The organism is Aequorivita sp. 609, assembly GCF_014212065.1.
GTDB lineage: Bacteria > Bacteroidota > Bacteroidia > Flavobacteriales > Flavobacteriaceae > Aequorivita > Aequorivita sinensis.
This window is the reverse complement of record NZ_JACJVM010000025.1, coordinates 1-17,953: the sequence shown is the minus strand read 5'-3', so window position 1 is coordinate 17,953 and position 17,953 is coordinate 1. Positions and strand designations below refer to the sequence as shown.

Here is a 17,953-nt window from a genome sequence, read left to right as displayed (position 1 = left end):
CCCCAAAGTCCCCAAAGTCCCCACCGTCCCCAAAATTTATAGTCTCAATTACCCCTTTAAATTATTTTATTTCATTTTTCCCTTAAATCTTTTAGACAATTTCCAATTTCCGTTGTTATAGAGGTACAAAGAAACCATAATGATAATGCACGACCGTCTATTTGCCCTAGCAAACAAATTGGCCAAAAGCCTTTCCAAAGGAGAAAAAACTGCTGCCCTTAATGAGGCTGAATTCCTTAGTAAGGAAACCAAAAAACGTATTGAAAAAAATCTCTCCAAGGAAAATATCCAAGAACAACAACTCAAATTAGCGGAAATAGATATTGACAACGACTGGAAAAAAGTGACCAACAGATTACAAAAACCCACAAGAATCCTGCTGCCTAAGCTATATAGAGTGGCCGCCGTAGTCTTATTGTTATTTTCCTTCTCATATTTCACCTTCAATCTCATTCAAAAATCTGGACAAGAAACTTCAGTGCAAATAGCCATTGAACCAGGAACAGATAAAGCGCTGTTAATTCTAGAAGACGGTACTCAAGTAGCATTAAGCCCTGAGTCTCCTTTCAAAAATACGGTCGCCCAAACCAAAGGCGACAGGTTGGAATACAATCAAAACAACACTCAATTACATACCGTCTTTAATTATTTGGCAGTGCCAAGAGGTGGCCGATATCAACTAACCCTCGCCGATGGGACCAAAATATGGCTGAATGCCGAAACAAAGATAAAATACCCCGTGGCTTTCCTTCCCGGAAAAACCCGTACCGTGGAACTATTATATGGTGAAGTTTATTTGGATGTTTCCCCTAGCACCAAACATCAAGGCGATGCCTTTAAAATTATTGCTAAAGAGCAAGAGGTGGAAGTAATCGGTACGGAATTCAACCTTAAGGCTTATGCCGAAGAAGAAAAAATATACACCACCTTGGTAGAGGGAAAGGTAAACATTATTGCAAATGACAAACAAGCTTATCTCAATCCTAGTGAGCAATCCATCTTGGACTTAAGCTCCGGCCAGTTGTCAAAATCGCAGGTCGATGTAAATTACGACACCGCATGGATTAGGGGATATTTCTATTTTAAGGACAAACCCCTTAAAGAGATTATGCAAGTCTTGGGCAGATGGTATGATGTACAAATTTCCTTCGACTCATCAGAGTTGGAAAAGGTAGAATTCAGCGGCCTATTAAGTAAAAAGCAAACAATTGAAGAAATTTTGAACGGAATCAAAAACACTAACAATATAAACGCCTATGAGATAAAAACCAACACAGTGATTATAAGATAAAAAAAAGGGAGAAGAGCCACTACCGGGAAAGTAAAGAACTCAACTCCCATAATAATTGGAAAATTAACCAATCAATTCACAAATTTATGGAAATTAAATTAATAAAAGTACTTGCAATTCAAGCAAGCTATCTACCGAAAAGTATCGCGAGAACGTTACTGCTCTTAAGTTGTACAACCATCTTTGGCTTCTCACCAAATTCTTTGACCTATCAAAACCCAGAGGTCACAATTAATCAAGACAGGAAAGTCACCATCTTTGAAGTCTTTGAAATAATTGGCAAACAGACAGAATGTACCTTCATCTACCAATCAGATATTTTTAAAGGCTTGCCCAAAATAGAACTAAAAAAAGGCACCATCAAGGTAAATGAGCTATTAAAACAATGTCTTCCCCCAACAGATTTTAATATTATCACAACAAAAGATAATTACATTACCATTACTCGCCAGAGTGGCAAAGCCTTTCCACAGGGCAACATAAAGGGAGTTGTAAAAGACTCCTTAGGTATTGACATGGCTGGTGTGAACATAATTATAAAAAATACTTCCAGAGGCACGCAGAGCGATTTGGATGGCGAATACACTATTATAGCGCATCCTTCAGATACTTTGGTTTTTACCTATATGGGCTACAAAACCCAAGAAATAGCTGTAGGAAATCGTACCATCATAAATGTTGTAATGCTAGCAGATGCCACTGCATTAGACGCCGTGGTTATTAATGCGGGGTATTACGATACCACCGATAAAGAACGTACAGGGAGCATAGGACGGGTAACTGCCGCAGAAATTGACAAACAACCTATCAACAATCCCGTCGAGGCCTTACAGGGCAGGGTAACAGGTGTGGATATAGTCCAAAATTCAGGGATTCCCGGTGGAGGCTTTAAAGTGCGCATTCGCGGACAAAACAGCTTGATGTCTGGGAATGGCCCTCTTTATATTATTGATGGGGTGCCTTACGATACTCAATCATTGGGTTCCCGCTTTACCTCTGGACCAATAATACCAAATGCCGAAATAAGCCCCCTTAACGCGATTAATCCTGAAGCGATTGAATCTATTGAGGTTTTAAAAGATGCCGATGCTACCGCCATTTATGGGTCGAGAGGAGCCAATGGGGTAGTATTGATTACTACTAAAAAAGGGAAAAAAGGAAAAACGGACCTAATAGTAAGCAGCAGCACAGGAGTAGCCCATATTACTAGAAAAACTGAGTTACTCAATACCCAACAATACCTAGAAATGCGAAAAGAGGCATTCGCAAATGACGGTCTTACGGAATATTCTGAATGGGATTATGATGTAAACGGAAGATGGGACAATAGCCGCTATACCGATTGGCAGGAAGAGCTTTTAGGGGGCACAGCCAATACTCGTAAATTATTTGCTCAGGTCTCCGGAGGATCCAACAACACTCAATTTCTTATTAATGGCCAATATCAAGAAGAAACAACCGTATTCCCAGGAACATATGCCTATGACAGAATCACTGTAAATTCCAATCTAAACCATCAAAGTAGGGATGAACGCTTTAAAGTTGTTTTTACGGCAGGCTATTCGCTTGAAAAAAATAACTTACCTACCCAGGATTTTACTACAACCGCTTTTTGGCTTCCCCCAAATGCTCCGTCCATTTATGACGAGGCAGGTAATATTAATTGGGAAGGTAGCACATGGACAAATCCCTTAGCCCGACTCCCAAGCAAATACATACAAGATTCTAAAAGCCTTCTTTCAAATACCGTTGTTTCCTATTCTTTTTTAAACGATTTTGAAATAAAAGTAAATGCTGGGTACGGATTCTCTCAACTAAAGGGCATGGCCACTAGTCCTCATACCATTTACGATCCCGCCTATGGATATGATAGTGGAGCATCAACTCTTATTACTAGTTCGGGAAATCGCGCTTATTGGATTACAGAACCCCAAATTCGATGGGAAAAGAAAATTGGGAGCAATAAATTGGAAATTTTATTGGGTAGTACTTTTCAGGAAGAAAACTACGAACAAGTGAGCATCATGGGAAAAGGTTTTCCAACCAATAGTTTTATTAATAACATGAGTGCCGCTACAACCCTAACTATTTTGGATGAAAATAGTACTAATTATAAGTATCACTCTCTATTCGGCAGGGTTAATTATGCTTACCAAAACAAACTTTTTGTGAATGCTACCGGAAGGCGGGACGGTTCTAGCAGATTTGGTCCTAAAAACAAATATGGAAATTTTGGTGCCCTAGGGGCAGGATGGATATTTACAGAAGGAATGAATTTGCCATGGATAAATCTCGGAAAGCTCAGAGGTAGTTTTGGAATAGCGGGTAATGACCAAATAGGCGATTATCAGTACCTGCAGACTTATTCCATACAAGATTATTCGTATGATGGGAATATTGGATTATTACCCGCACGCTTGTACAATCCCAACTTTAAATGGGAGAAAATTATAAAACGTGAAGCCGCGGTGGAAATAAGCTTATTCGATAGCAAAATAGCTCTTTCCACGGCCTATTATAACAATCGCTCTTCTAACCAATTGGTGCAATATGCATTGCCAGGAACAACGGGATTTACTAACATACTAGTCAATCTAGATGCTGAAGTAGAGAATTCTGGATTTGAATTTGAAGTTAATGCGAATGTAGGCGCGGGAAATAATTTTTCTTGGATCAGCTCCTTTAATCTGTCCCTGCCCAAGAACAAACTACTTGCCTTTCCAGGACTTGAAAATTCCACCTATGCCAATAGGTATGAAATTGGGAAGCCTATAAATATACACAAACTCTATGAACTGAAAGGTGTTAATCCTGAAACTGGGCTATTTGAATTTACAGACTTTAATGAAGATGGAGAGATAACTAATGATGGAGACCGCCAGTACGTAGCAGATTTGTCCCCCAAGTTTTTTGGAGGCCTTTCTAATACCATAAAATACAAAGACTGGTCCCTAGATTTCCTGTTTCAATTTGTTAAAAAAAATGGATACAACCAGTACCGCTATTCCGATCCTCCGGGACTAATGGGGAACCATACCGTAAGAGTTTTGAACCGATGGCAACAACCGGGTGATGAAGCTAAAATGCAACGCTTTACCACTGGCGCAAATTATGAGGCTTATTTGGCATACTCGCAGTTTACGCAAAGCAATGGTATAATTTCAGACGCTTCGTTTATTCGGTTGCGCTCCATGGAGATTGCCTATAACCTGAGGCTGGGAAAGGAGGGCAGCAATAATTGCCGAATATTCTTGCAGGGACTTAATCTCCTAACCTTTACAAAGTTTAAAGATGGGGATCCCGAACAGACAATCGGTTTTATTCCACCACTTAGAAAAATCTCGTTCGGAGCACAACTTCATTTATAACCTAAAAAATAAATACGATGAAAAAAGCAATATCACATACTATTAAAAAAAATATTTGCCTCGTTCTTTTCCCATTGCTCTTCATAGGATGCGAGGATTTTCTGGAAGTGGACGAACCGTTCGGACAACTGAGCGACACCGAAGTGTTCGAAGACCAAACTACTGCTACGGCCGCTGTTACTACTCTCTATGCCAAATTACGGGACGAGGTTCTATTAACCGGCAGGCTCGAAGGGATGAGTGTACTAATGGGCATCTATGCGGATGAAATGGATTTTTATGGATTTGGAGGAGACCCCATGTCAAGTTTTTATCAACATCAGATATTTCCCGATGACTTTGTTGTGGAGAGTATTTGGAACGCAGCGTATTCACTGATTTATAGCTCAAATGCGGCCTTAGTAGGAATTGCTGGTTCAACTTCGCTCAATGAGGAAACAAAGGAACAATTAAGAGGGGAAGTTTTGTTTATAAGATCCGTCACTTATTTCTATTTGGTTAATCTTTTTGGAGACCTTCCATATGCAACTAGTACCAACTATGAAGAAAACCGTAGGCTTTCAAGATTGCCTTTATCTGCCGTCTATGAAAATATTATCAATGACCTAAAGGAAGCCAAATCACTCCTAGGAGCTGATTATGTTCAAGGCGAAAGAATACGCGCAAATAAGCCAGTTGTATCCGCCATACTTTCCCAGGTTTATTTATATACAGAACAATGGGATTTAGCCGAAAGCGAAACCATGGCTATTATTAATAATGTTTCGATGTATTCATTGGAACTGGAAGTAACGAATGTTTTTTTAAAAGAAAGCACCTCAGCTATTTTACAATTTAAACCAAAAAATGAGGGAGAGAACACTCAGGAAGCCATCAGCTATTATTTTGAATCAGGGCCGCCGCCACTAATATCCTTAAACTCTCGATTAATTGAAAATATGGATCCTAATGATTTACGTCGAGAGCATTGGATAGGAGAGGTAACAGATGGAAACCAAACATGGTATTATCCAAACAAATATAAATACAGGGGCAATACGAGTTCCAGTATGGAATATTCTATAGTATTTCGTTTAGCAGAGCAATACTTAATACGCGCCGAGGCCAGAGCGAGACTTGGAAATCTGTCTGGGGCATTGGAAGATCTAAATTCAATAAGAAACAGGGCCGGTCTAATGGATTCCGAAGCGACAACTCAAAGTGGCATTCTTAAAGCCATATTCACCGAACGTTATCATGAATTATTTTCGGAATTCGGGCATAGGTGGTTTGATATGAAAAGACTTGGTTTGGCTAATGAAATTCTTGCTCCCATAAAATCAGGGTGGAAGTCTACTGACGTTTTATTACCGATTCCAGAGAACGATCTCCTGATGAATCCAAATTTAAATCCTCAAAATCCGGGATATTAAAAGATCACATTGATATGAAATGGAGCCAAAATCGATTGGGATTACTTCGAAGAAAAAGATCGACAGTCCTTTTTTTTCTACTGCTGGGATACGTAGGAAATGGTTTTGCACAAGCCTCACAAAAACAGCAGTATTCAGAAAAATTAGATTCCTTATGGAGCATGGGAACATATATTTCCAGAATGTCGGCAAATAGCCAATGGGTCGCCTTTGAGGAGGATTTTCCATATAAAGGAAGAGAGGTAATAATAAGTAAAACAAATGGCGCAAAGCTCTTTCGACTCCCCGAAAGCTATGCATTGGAATTTTCGGCCGACAGTAAATGGTTTGGATGTATAAGTAATAAAAAGGAATTAATACTTATAGATTTAGAAAGCGAGAAAGAGGAACGTTTTTCAAACATTGGTTCCTATCAATTTTCGAGTGATGGTAATTATGTTGGTATGCTTCAAGAGGGCCCGGCAAATATAATGGAGCTTCTAATCATAGCACTTAAAACCAATAGCGTGATTAGAAAAATTCCAGGTGTTACCGCCTTTGATTGGCATCCTACCGAAAATATATTATTGGCCACGACACAAGAACGACTCGAAAGAAAATTGATTTCGCTTGATGTACATAAAGGAGTAGTCCAACCTCTTTTTATGACCATGGAAGGCACTATTGAATATTTTGATTGGAATAATTCTGGTACCGCTGCCGTATTTCTTAGTGGGATGGAAGGGAATTATCAACTACACTATTACAATAAAAATGAAAATATTCATAGGATGCTAACTAATAATAAAATACAAGAAAAATTTCTGGATTATAGTATTAGCAATCGGATAGGCTATTTAGACAATGACGGAAAAAAATTAATATTCTATCTTAAAGCCGATCAAACCACAGATGAGTCTACCACTAACGATGCTGAAAATTGGAAGACCGAGGATCCCTGGATTGCACCAAGGATGCAGACTTATAAAAAACAGGAGGAGAGTTTTTTATTAATGGCCTGGTATCCAAAGCTTGGAGTAATAAGGGAAATTGAAACAGAGAATTTGCCCTCAGCTTCTATGGATATAAACAATGAAATAGCTGTGGTGTTTAATAAAATACAGTATGAGCCTTTATATAAATTTTATCCGAATGCCGATCTATACATTAAAAATATTGAAACAGGGACAACTAATTTAATATGTAGAAATCAATATACAGAGCCTGACTTCATAAAAATTTCACCGCAAGGTAAATATATTTCCTATTTTAAGAATAATCATTGGTGGGTTTATAATACTGCTAGCGGTGTAGAAATTAATCTAACAAAAGATTTAAATGCCGTCTTTGTGAACAATGAACAAAATAGACCGGGAGATGCACCACCTTATGGTCTCGCTGGCTGGCTAGGATTTGATGAGCAGATAATTATTTATGACCAATTTGATATTTGGGTAATGAGCCCTGACGGCAGTGTTAAAGAGAGAATAACGGAAGGCAAGGAAAATTCTATCCAATATCGAATTAATCAAAATTACATACAAAAAATTTCATACGGTTCAGTCACTAGACGCGATTTCTGGAGTAAATCCTTTGATCTTAAAAAAGGAATCGTATTGGAACTTTTGGATTATAAAGATTATAAATCAGGGGTGGGGATTTGGTCTGGTGATAATAAAATAGAACATTTACTTATGGTTGAGGGAAAGATCGATCAAATTACTAGTGCCGATAATTCAGAATTTTTGGTATATCGAAGTCAACGATTTGACCGCCCCATCAGCATTAACAGTATTAATATAAAAACCAAAGAAAACACCGTGCTCTACCAAACCAATGAGAGACTAATGGAATACGATTTGGGAACTACCGAGTTTATAAAATATCAATTAAATAATGGTACTCAAATGAGAGGAAGCTTATTATATCCAACAAACTATAACCCGGAAAAGATTTACCCTATGATCGTTGCAATTTATGAAAGAAAATCCAGGGATATAAACAATTTTATGCCGCCATCAAATCTAATGCGTGATGGTTTCAACCAATTAAAATTTACTATTAATGGCTATTTTGTACTTTATCCTGATATTATCTATAACATAGGGAATCCAGGGATTTCAGCTTTAAACGCAGTAAACGCAGCTGTCGAAAAGGTTCTCGAAACTGGTAAGGTCGATAAAGAGCGGCTAGGTTTAATCGGACACTCCTTTGGAGGCTATGAAACTGCCTTCATCATTACCCAAACCGACATATTTGCAGCTGCTGTGGCGGGGGCAGCCATCACTGATATGGTAAATTTTTATCATGAAGTTAATTGGGACTGGAGTCGAACACAAATGTGGCGCATGGAAAACCAACAATTTCGATTTGGGGATTCATTTTATATTATGAAGGAATCATATTATAGAAATTCTCCATTATATTATGTGGAAAACATAAAAACACCATTGCTGCTATGGGCAGGAAAAAAAGATACTAACATCAATTGGACACAAAGTGTTCAAATGTTTCTAGCCTTAAAAAGATTGGGAAAAAAATCGAAAATGCTTTTATTTAAAGGAGAAAACCATGACATAGATAAAAGCTATAATCAAGATTATTTATCTAGATCTATTTTCGATTGGATGGAAATTTATTTAAAGGAGAGCAACAATTCAAAACGGTTTCCCGTCTCCAAGGAAACAGGGAAACCGAAGTTAAAAATTAATTAATTCATTCGCTCCCAAAGGAAAACTGGCCCACAATCTGAATTTTTGTGTACTGATTTCCCTGAGTAGGTACAAATCTTTGTGCCATCTAATGCGCAATTTGTAAGTACCGGTTGGCAGCCTCCTGGATTAGAAATATATCCAGTAATCAAAGCAGTACCCTCAATGGGAGTACTTTTTTCGGTTGCAAATGCAAAAACAATTGCCAGTAAAAATGCCATCATGGGCATTCCGAACTTTAAAATTTTTGTTCTCATAATATAAAAGTTTTAATGAATTAGCGACCTACTATTTTTTACAGGTGTTCGGTCTTAGTCCTGATACTGGCCAGTATGTGTTGTGTTAGAGCCGGAGTTAAAATACTTCGGCTTTAACTTATATATCCATAATCTTCCGTCTACAATGGCGAGCAAATAATCCTTATCTATTCGAAAGTCAACTAGTTTTTTATCGGGTTGATGGCTGAGATAGAAACTGAATTCGTACCTATTATCCATAATATTATAGATATCAATTATGGACGCAGAGTTGACTGCCTTTATATCTTCATAGCGACCTAATCGGTCACTATTAACATATAGATAATTGCCATAAGTTGCAGTATGCCTATTGACCACTATTGAGTTTCCGCCTCTTTTAAATTGATCCTTTTTAATATGATGGCTTATGTCTAAAACTGCCTTCGATATTGTGTCGATGGTTTTTCCAGAAAATTCATATTCTAAGCTTTCATTGGTAACCTCATAACTATTTCTATAATAATAAGTGTATATCCATTTTTTATGTCTTGCGTTCCACAACAGAACCCCATCAGAATCAAAAATTCCATCCACTTGTTTAGTAATTACAGTAGTATTGAAAAATACCGTGTCCCTATCTAGTGATTTTGAAATTAGGCCGATCATAGTCGACCCAGTAGTGCCGTAAATTGAAGCTATCCCTATACGTGTGGAATCCGCAATTTCAAACTGTTTAAAACTAGCATTGTCATAACTCAATACAGAAGCTTTCCAATCCCTGATACTACCACGAAAAATTACTGGTACGGTACCATCCCCTACATAAAAATAGGGCGGCTTAACCACCATCCTAGCACGACGGTACGGAAGTTCCATATTGCTAATGCTAACAGGAAAATCTTTTATTGTATCCAGAGAAATAGTAAGAGTCTTTAAATAGAGGGGAGCCTGATAATTCCCGAGATAAATAATATTATTTTTAAAGCCTGATATATAATAATTATTAGTCCCAAGTTCATAATCTCGGTAGTATTCTAAAACATCAGGAATGTACCTACGCTGAAAAGCATTATTCCGCTGCATCTTCTTCTCCGAAAACACAAATAGCATTGTCACAATACCAATTCCCAAAACGCAAAGGCTAGCAAGTAAAAATAATTTCTTTTTCTTAGTACCATTCCTGGAGATTAAAATTGCCACAGCCCCCAAAACAATAAAAACAACATTAAAGATGAGATGCTGCGTCCAACTCAATTCCTCCAAAACCCCACCACAGGAGCAAGGCACAAAATCAGAGAAATTAAGAATAATATAAATGTAGGCCGTAAACATTACCATAAGGGTAAAGGCAGCGTAAAGAGCGACATTTCTCAAGCGTGAAAACACCAAAAGTCCAGCAATCAATATTTCAATTCCCGGAACCAACCAAGCAATAATCCCCGCATAAGCACTCAGTAGGGGAGACTGCGCAAGTTGCACAGTAAAAGTTTCAAAATCTAAGAGCTTACTAGTAGCAGCATAGATAAATAATATTGCAAATACATAGGCTATACCCTTTATCACCCCCTCGATTCCTATGCCGTAAAAAAACCCTCTCCAATTCATCTGTATCATTCTAAGATATATCTTAAAATTAGACTTAGATATAGACATAGTCCTATGGCTCAGACGTAAAATTTGTATGGTAAAAACCATAATTGCATATATCGAATCCATATAAATAACCAACAGCCGAATCCAGTTCCCTTAAGGGCAGGGGTTAACATCCTGATATCACCACCAACCCCTAAAAGAAATAGTAAAACCGATCTACACCGTCCTACGTCTTACATCCTATATCGAAGCGTTCCTACGTCTTAAAGCGAAGCGGTCTTACGTCCCATAGCAAAGCGGTCTTACGTCTTAAAGCAAAGCCTTCTTAAGCCTTTACCCGTTGGCATCAAAGAAAACCCTCCTCCCGTGCTCGAGTTATAAGGTGAATATCATTACCATCCTCCACCTCAAAAATTTCCTTTAAACGTTTTTTCCTTCTTTCAATCCCTGGAAGAGAAAGAGGTACATATTGTGGCAAGTCCTTAGTCTGCTTTCCCGTCGAAATATAGTATATTATTAACCTATCCAACCTGTCCAAATAATAGTTCAATCCATGTTGTTTACGCAAAAATTTTGTTACAGTTTTGCTGTAATAGGGAGGGTCTTCAATTACATCAAGTACTGCTTGAATAAAATTCTCAGGAACCACGTCGCTTTTAATTAACAACCCCTCAGGATTGATACTCTCTAGTAAATTCCGAATTAGCAAACTGTTGTCAAAAGTGGTGATAATTATAATCTTCGAATTAGGAAAATGCTGGCGTACTAAAACCCCTAAATCCTCGCCAGACTGATATTCATGATTTAAATCTTTCGGTAATTGAATATCTAGAAACACTAAGTCCAGTTGCTTAAATTTAAACTTCCCATCCAAAAAGTATAAAGCCGCATCAATGCTTGTCGCTTCTGTAATGTTAAATTGATATCTAGGTCTTTTAAAACTTAGCTCAGCTAAAGCAGTTTTATACCCTATTAAGGTCATTTTGTGGTCATCTACCAACAATACTTCTAATGTTTTTCTTTCCATAACTCAACTTTTTTTAGGAATACTAATCTTTATAAAAGTACCAATCCCCAATTCCGACACTATAGCAAGAGTCCCGTTCAGTACTTTTACGCGATCGCGTATATTTTTTAAACCAATTCCTTTATGTTTAGCGTGAACTTTAAACCCCTTACCATTATCTTCTATAGTCAAAGTATAGAAGTCGTCAATAATTGTAAAGTCAACCTTAACATGTGTAGCATTCGAATGTTTAATTATATTCTGTAATATCTCATCCAATATCCTTGAAATATTAAGCTTTCTTAAAAATTTCAAATTATTCCAATCCGCTACTCGATCAGCCTTAACCGAATATTTGAATGCGCCGATTTCACTTTTTTCACGGAGGTTGTTTTCCAATTCATCAACAAAATTTAGTTCATCCCAAATTAAATCATTCTTCAAATCGTGTGATAGGTTGCGAATAGCTGCCTCTATCGATACAAGTTCATTGATAGACGTATTGTGAAGTTTTAGGGCTTCTGGCTCTCCCTGAAGAGAGATAAATCCCCATTTAAATCGAGTTGCAAATAACCTCGACAATATCCCATCATGTAACTCCTCTGAGATACGTAGTCGCTCCAAATTCCTTCCACGCTCCATAATCGTTTTGTTCTCAAGAGCTAATAAAAACATATCTTCATTGTACTGCTGCTGCTCTCGTTCAAACAAAAGAGCTTTATGTTTAGCACGTTGCCGACTGCTCCAATAAATAAGTAAAAAAATCACCAATAATATTAGACCAGAAATTTGTATCCAAAAACGTTCTTTAAAAAGGCGTTGGTTTTCTAATATATATTTGTCGGTTTCAAACCGAATGGCAGCAAATTTATTTCGTATGCTGCGCTCTCGTGCAGCTAATTCTTTACTTAAAGCTATATATTCTCGTAAATAATCCTTGCTCAATGCACGATCCAGAGTAGATAGTAATAATAAGGAACTTAGAATGTCGCGATTTAAACCGTTTCGCTTCGCCAAACTTGTAGCCATACTAGCATAATTTAGGGCCGATACAGTGTCACGCTCTTGCGTAAAAAAATGAGCAAGATGTATTAAATTTATAACGCTTCCCGCAACATCGTCAATACTGTCACGTATAGATAAGGCACGAAGCATAGTATCATAAACATCACTTTTTAACCCTATTTGTAATCTGCTATACGCTTTATTGTCTATTAATTTAGCATAAATATCAGGTCTTTCAAATTCTAACGAAGTATCCTTCAATCCTCGATTAAAATATTCTATTGCGGTTTTAAACCTCCCTTGTTTGTGGTAAACTAGCCCTAAATTATTATAATATTGTGCCGCATGGTATTTCGGAGTTGAAAGGTTATCCAAATAAGAATAGGCAAGATTGTAATTTTTAAATGCTTCGTCATATTCCTCAAGATTATCCGCTATCGAACCTAACAGATTGTAACATAAATATAACTGTTTATACTTTTTTAAAGGTTCAAATATCTCAATGGCCTGATACAGTAAAGACTCTGCACTAGTATAGTCAAATACCCTGCTAGATATATAAGCCATATTATATAACATTTTTGCTCCCAAGTAGCTGTTGTCTATAGCTGTAAATAGCTTATAAGCATTATTATAATGTAAATAGCTAAGCTCGTAATTATTGCGGTGTAAGTAATAAATTGCATAATTCCAATGGGCATCAGCTAATAAATCTTTCCTATTAACTCCTTTAGCCAAATTATGGGAAAGGTCTAGTACTTGCATACTAAATAAACTATCCTTGAGACTACTGGCTATAACTGCAATCTTACTAAAACTCCAATATTTTGCACTATCACTTTTGAACGTATGAGCTTCAATAAAAGCCTTTTTTAATAACATCATACGAGTACTTTCGTCAAGTTTCTTATTATTAGCCTTTTCGTAATAGACACTAAATAAATCAAAATCATGATCTTCAAATGCCAACACCTTATTACTGCTACACAATAGTGCGTAAAAACACACGTAAATTGCTATCTTCCTTGATGAAAAAAACATATCACACATTAAAGCTATTAACCCCTGATTAGAACAAATCTAACGAAACACTAACTTAAAAAACAAATAAAGTAATATGTAATGTTTTGATAATCAGTCTTTATCGTTGTCTGGATCTACACCCTGCTCCCCTCCAGTACCAAAAACTGGTAACGATTCTTCAACTTTAGGTTCTAAAATTATTGGAGTAGGGGTACACGCTTTTATAACCCAACTAATTAAAATTAGGCTGACAATTATTATTTTAATTTTCATAATGAGAGTTTTTTTGATTATTAAATCCATTCCTCTTTTGGAGGCCTCTCATTGTGCACAATGAATTTTTAGAGGTTGCTACGTACCGTACACTAAATTAAATTTTAAAGGATAAGTAGAAGTCATAAACTAGATACTATATCTAGAACATGTATTTCTAAAAGTGAAATACGCCCAAACAACAGTAAATCAATTAATAATTATATTATTCCTCTAATAAATAACGCTTAATCGTAACAATGTTTTCAGAATATGTTTTTGAAATAGGTAGGCTGTAATCCAAGTGATTTAAATATAAAACCCCTTTGCCTAAATGAATCCTTCTTACATAATATGAGTTTATTACATAACTTCTATGGATTCGCTGAAAATATGCAGGAAGTTCATTATGGGTGTACTTTAAAGGTTTAAAATTAGTGTATTGATTCCCTTCAACAGTAAATATTTCTGTGGTATATCCATCGGCCTTTAGATATAAAATGCCACTTAACGAAATATATTGGAAGTCATAATAATAACTAATGCAATAATACTTTCGATAGCCCACGTTGAACGTGTGTTTTTTTAATAATTGAAGTATAACGCCCTTGTTGCTTGGAGTCAATATAACATCTTTAAAGCCTCGTTTAAAAGCGTCATACCCCCTATGAATACAAGTAGTTATACCTATATAATTAGGTGGAAAACACATCGCTTTATTTAAACGTTGAATAATAGAAAAATCCTCAATACAAAAAAAATCAAGGTTGATAAAAACAAATTCTGGTTGGTATTTCAAAATACGGTGCAACTCAAAGTTCTTGTTATTTATAAAACCTGAACATTGAAAACCACCAAACTCCAAATAACAATCATCAATCAAACTCCTATTCGCATCAACGTTGTCAAATATTAGATAATACCTCAAAACACTCTAAAATTTTGAGCATATTATTTATTTATCCTGAAACAAAAGGATGGTTCAACCTTACTATTAAGAAGCCACACAATCCATTTCTTATTTCTTAACAAACTAAATTGTAAAAAATGATAAAAATATAAGAGATATGGACTGTTACTATAATCAACTAAATACCCTAGAAGATAAACTGGCAGATATCAAAAAGGAACCTTTTATTTACAAACGTGCAGAATTAGCCTTAGCAGCTTGTCAAAAATGTTTGGCAAACTTTAGACTAAGAGTTTATACTAATGGCTTTAATAATGAAAACGATGAAACTACCTTTTTCAAACATATTAAACCCAAAATAGTAGGATACATATATTTTTATATCAACCTTATAAAAATAGAAAGACAAATTCCCTATTTAAAGAATAAGGATAAAGACAAATATTTGTATCACTTCGTGCTAACGCTAAAAAAATTCTTAATTAAGCACAGAGAATTTCACGAATACTATCTACGCGGTCAAACATATAATGATAAAATCTTTTTTTGTAGAAATTTAAAAACGATAAACCTACATAACAACGCGGTCATTACAATAGTAGATGCTAGCTTTAATACCTCACACGATCTTATCCTAGCACGTATCATAGGTAATGTAATAACGATAGATTACATTAAACAACAGTATTGGAACGAAACTGCAATTCATGCAACCCAAATTCCAAAACTTAAATGGACCGGTGCCAAAGTAGATTTAATCGAACTTGTGTACGCCTTGCATTATTCAGGACTCATAAGTAATGGACAAGCGGGACTTATAGAAATTGCTAAAGCCCTCGAAAACCTCTTTGCAATAAAGTTAGGAGATATATATAGAACTTTTCTAGAAATTAGAAATCGGAAATCATCTCAAACTAAACTGCTAGATACCCTAAAAGTAAACCTCATTAATAAAATGATTGAAGCAGATGGATAGACTACCACCAATTCCTAACGAATCTTTGGGAGGTGATACCCCTATGTACTAACAGTTTTCAATGTCTCAAGTATTAAATTCATGTTTCATTGACATCAAATACCATCTAGCCTCTAGCCTCCATCATTTAGACTCTAATATCTAGAATCTCAAATCTCAAATCTCACTAAGCACAAACCTGTCAAACCCGCATTTTCCATCGTAGGTAAAGTTCTCAAAATACCATCGTCCCAAAAGTCCCCACTGTCTCCAAAAATTAAAGAGCCCCACGTTTCCATACAATTTGTCGTTTAATAATAAGGTATAGAATCATTCTATTCCTGTTTCGCCCAGCTCAAAACCTTCAACGTTCTTTTATCAGCAACAAACCTTTTTTTAAATTCAATTGAGTATGTACGCTGCTCGCCAATACCCCGTACAGTTGCTTTCATAGTTGTCCACTAGTTAAGTGATCAACCTATATCAGAGACGTACAGTTTTGCAATCGCAAAATCAGGGCTACCTTATGATGCAAATTTTGTTTCGGTACTTGCGGTAAAATAATTGGGTTTAAGACAAAAAAATAGCTTACAGATCTATTTTCTCAATCTGTAAGCCTAGAATTATATTGTCAAAAATTAATAAAGAAATTAGTTGTTTTTTATCTCAGTTCTTTGTTAGCCACAGTACTTTTAGTTTTTCCAATTTTGAAGTCGGTCGAGATATAGATAACTTTCTACAAATTCTCTATGTTTAGGACTGGTCATTTTTTCCACTAAATTCAATGCAGAAATATAACTCGCTAAATTTCCATTTGAGGAAAGAAATTTTCCATCCTCAACAAAAGTTACCAAACTATCGTTCTGAACTTTTAAGTTTGGATAATCTTTCTGTAATTGTTCGCCACCACCAATCCAAGTAACAATTTTGTGTCCGTCCGCAATTCCCGATTTTCCGATTAGTTGTGCTCCTGCACAATTACTCACAGTATATTTTGTTTCCTTATTTTTCTCTTTTATGAAATTTAAGATTTTTTCGTTGTGAACTTGCGCATACATATCATAAGCACTTGGTACAAAAAGTGCGGTCAGTTTTGGACAATTCTCAAAAGTATAATCAGGAACGAAATGCATTCCTTCTTCCGTTGTTATTGGATTTTCAGTTTCTGCTATTGAAATAACGTTAAAAAGTTGTTTTCCATCTTCGGTAGGTTTTGCAAAAACATCAGATGTTGCAATTACTTCACTTTGTAAAACTCCATTATACATCAAAAGTCCGATTGTCGGCAACTCTGGATTAAAGGGTTTTAGATGTTTTGTCAGCGTATCCGTTTTCAATTCTGTTTTTGTGAACTCGGGATTTTCTACTTTCGTTTTTGATTTGTCTGTGTTACAACTCGTTAAAATAGTCGCAAAAATCATTAATAAAATTCCAATTTTTTTCATTACTCTCTAATTTTATTATCACTTATTTTTCTAAAATACCCTTTTCGACACTTTCATTAATAAGGTCTTCGGCAAATTTCCATAGTTCTGTTGAGCCGTTTTTAATTACTTTTTTCTTATCATAAACAGTTTGATATTTAACTCGAAATTCTTTCCACGTTCCACCGTTATTGGAAGTATTCTGTAATAGCGGTTCAAGTCTGTCCATAGACCTTGCAAATTTTGCTTCTTTGGATGTTCCTTCTTCAAATTCAGTCCAAATTTTGATAAATTCCTCTGCTTGCTCTTTTGGTAAAATTCCAAAAATCCGTTGGGCTGATTTTAATTCTTCTTCAGTATTTTCGTGATTTTTATTTTGGTCGTAAATAAACGTGTCGCCTGAATCTATTTCAACTATATCGTGAATTAAGACCATTTTGATGACCTTTAATAAGTCAATTTCATAATCAGAATGTTCGCTTAAAACAATTGCCATCATTGCTAAATGCCAACTATGTTCTGCATCATTTTCGCGTCTGTCACTATTAAATAATTTTGTCCGTCTTTGAATATATTTTATTTTATCAATTTCTTTTATAAAATCAATTTGCTTTAATAATTTCTCGGTTTTCATTTTCAGATTTCTGTTTTTTTGTATTGTGGGCAACGGCAGTCTGTCTCAAAACTACACTAATTTTCTTTTAAATTCAGTTGCAGGGTTAAGATTTCCGTATTTCATGAATTTTATAAAATTTCTCGGGAATGCGATTTTTAAAGCTTGCTGA

At 35.9% G+C, this 17,953-nt stretch carries 13 protein-coding genes; 5 read left to right on the top strand and 8 right to left on the bottom strand.

Translation table 11 applies throughout. From position 1 onward, the window contains the following. The first annotated feature begins 145 nt into the window (after positions 1 to 145). From H4O20_RS07950 to H4O20_RS07935, 4 genes are all read left to right on the top strand, one after another. A complete protein-coding gene (locus H4O20_RS07950) occupies positions 146 to 1,291 on the top strand; it encodes a FecR family protein (RefSeq protein WP_185098863.1) in 1,146 nt (381 codons plus the stop codon). Between the two features lie 86 nt (positions 1,292 to 1,377). Next, a complete protein-coding gene (locus H4O20_RS07945) occupies positions 1,378 to 4,659 on the top strand; it encodes a SusC/RagA family TonB-linked outer membrane protein (protein ID WP_185098862.1) in 3,282 nt (1,093 codons plus the stop codon). A gap of 17 nt (positions 4,660 to 4,676) precedes the next feature. After that, positions 4,677 to 6,071, top strand: a complete 1,395-nt coding sequence (locus H4O20_RS07940; RefSeq protein ID WP_221442782.1) for a RagB/SusD family nutrient uptake outer membrane protein — start codon at positions 4,677 to 4,679, stop codon at positions 6,069 to 6,071. A 14-nt stretch (positions 6,072 to 6,085) separates the two neighbouring features. Then, positions 6,086 to 8,764 carry a prolyl oligopeptidase family serine peptidase gene (locus H4O20_RS07935; RefSeq protein WP_185098861.1) on the top strand — a complete coding sequence of 893 codons (2,679 nt, stop codon included), beginning with the start codon at positions 6,086 to 6,088 and terminating at the stop codon, positions 8,762 to 8,764. Here H4O20_RS07935 and H4O20_RS07930 read toward each other — a convergent pair. The 6 genes from H4O20_RS07930 to H4O20_RS07905 form a co-directional block, all read right to left on the bottom strand. Next, positions 8,761 to 9,018: a DUF6520 family protein gene (locus H4O20_RS07930; protein ID WP_185098860.1), complete on the bottom strand. Its 258-nt coding sequence runs from the start codon at positions 9,016 to 9,018 to the stop codon at positions 8,761 to 8,763. The genes H4O20_RS07935 and H4O20_RS07930 overlap by 4 nt on opposite strands. Positions 9,019 to 9,072: 54 nt before the next feature. Next, the gene (locus H4O20_RS07925) at positions 9,073 to 10,614 is read right to left on the bottom strand and encodes a DoxX family protein (RefSeq protein ID WP_185098859.1); all 1,542 of its coding nucleotides are present in this window, start codon (positions 10,612 to 10,614) and stop codon (positions 9,073 to 9,075) included. A 325-nt stretch (positions 10,615 to 10,939) separates the two neighbouring features. Next, complete coding sequence (locus tag H4O20_RS07920; protein WP_185098858.1) at positions 10,940 to 11,620, bottom strand: response regulator; 681 nt, start codon at positions 11,618 to 11,620, stop codon at positions 10,940 to 10,942. Between the two features lie 3 nt (positions 11,621 to 11,623). Next, on the bottom strand, positions 11,624 to 13,645 hold the full coding sequence (locus H4O20_RS07915) for a tetratricopeptide repeat-containing sensor histidine kinase (RefSeq protein ID WP_185098857.1): 2,022 nt from the start codon (positions 13,643 to 13,645) through the stop codon (positions 11,624 to 11,626). Between the two features lie 93 nt (positions 13,646 to 13,738). After that, positions 13,739 to 13,900: a hypothetical protein gene (locus H4O20_RS07910; RefSeq protein WP_185098856.1), complete on the bottom strand. Its 162-nt coding sequence runs from the start codon at positions 13,898 to 13,900 to the stop codon at positions 13,739 to 13,741. A gap of 205 nt (positions 13,901 to 14,105) precedes the next feature. Continuing rightward, positions 14,106 to 14,807, bottom strand: coding sequence for a LytTR family DNA-binding domain-containing protein (locus H4O20_RS07905; RefSeq protein ID WP_185098855.1), 702 nt, complete (start codon positions 14,805 to 14,807; stop codon positions 14,106 to 14,108). Between the two features lie 139 nt (positions 14,808 to 14,946). On the opposite strand from H4O20_RS07905, the gene H4O20_RS07900 reads away from it, so the two are divergent. Next, complete coding sequence (locus H4O20_RS07900) at positions 14,947 to 15,765, top strand: RteC domain-containing protein (protein ID WP_185098854.1); 819 nt, start codon at positions 14,947 to 14,949, stop codon at positions 15,763 to 15,765. A 671-nt stretch (positions 15,766 to 16,436) separates the two neighbouring features. Here the strand turns inward: H4O20_RS07900 and H4O20_RS07895 are convergent. After that, entirely contained in the window at positions 16,437 to 17,189 is a 753-nt protein-coding gene (locus H4O20_RS07895) for a DJ-1/PfpI family protein (RefSeq protein ID WP_185098853.1), read from the bottom strand. 22 nt (positions 17,190 to 17,211) lie between these two features. Beyond that, positions 17,212 to 17,802 carry an HD family hydrolase gene (locus H4O20_RS07890; RefSeq protein ID WP_185098852.1) on the bottom strand — a complete coding sequence of 197 codons (591 nt, stop codon included), beginning with the start codon at positions 17,800 to 17,802 and terminating at the stop codon, positions 17,212 to 17,214. Between the last annotated feature and the right edge of the window lie 151 nt (positions 17,803 to 17,953).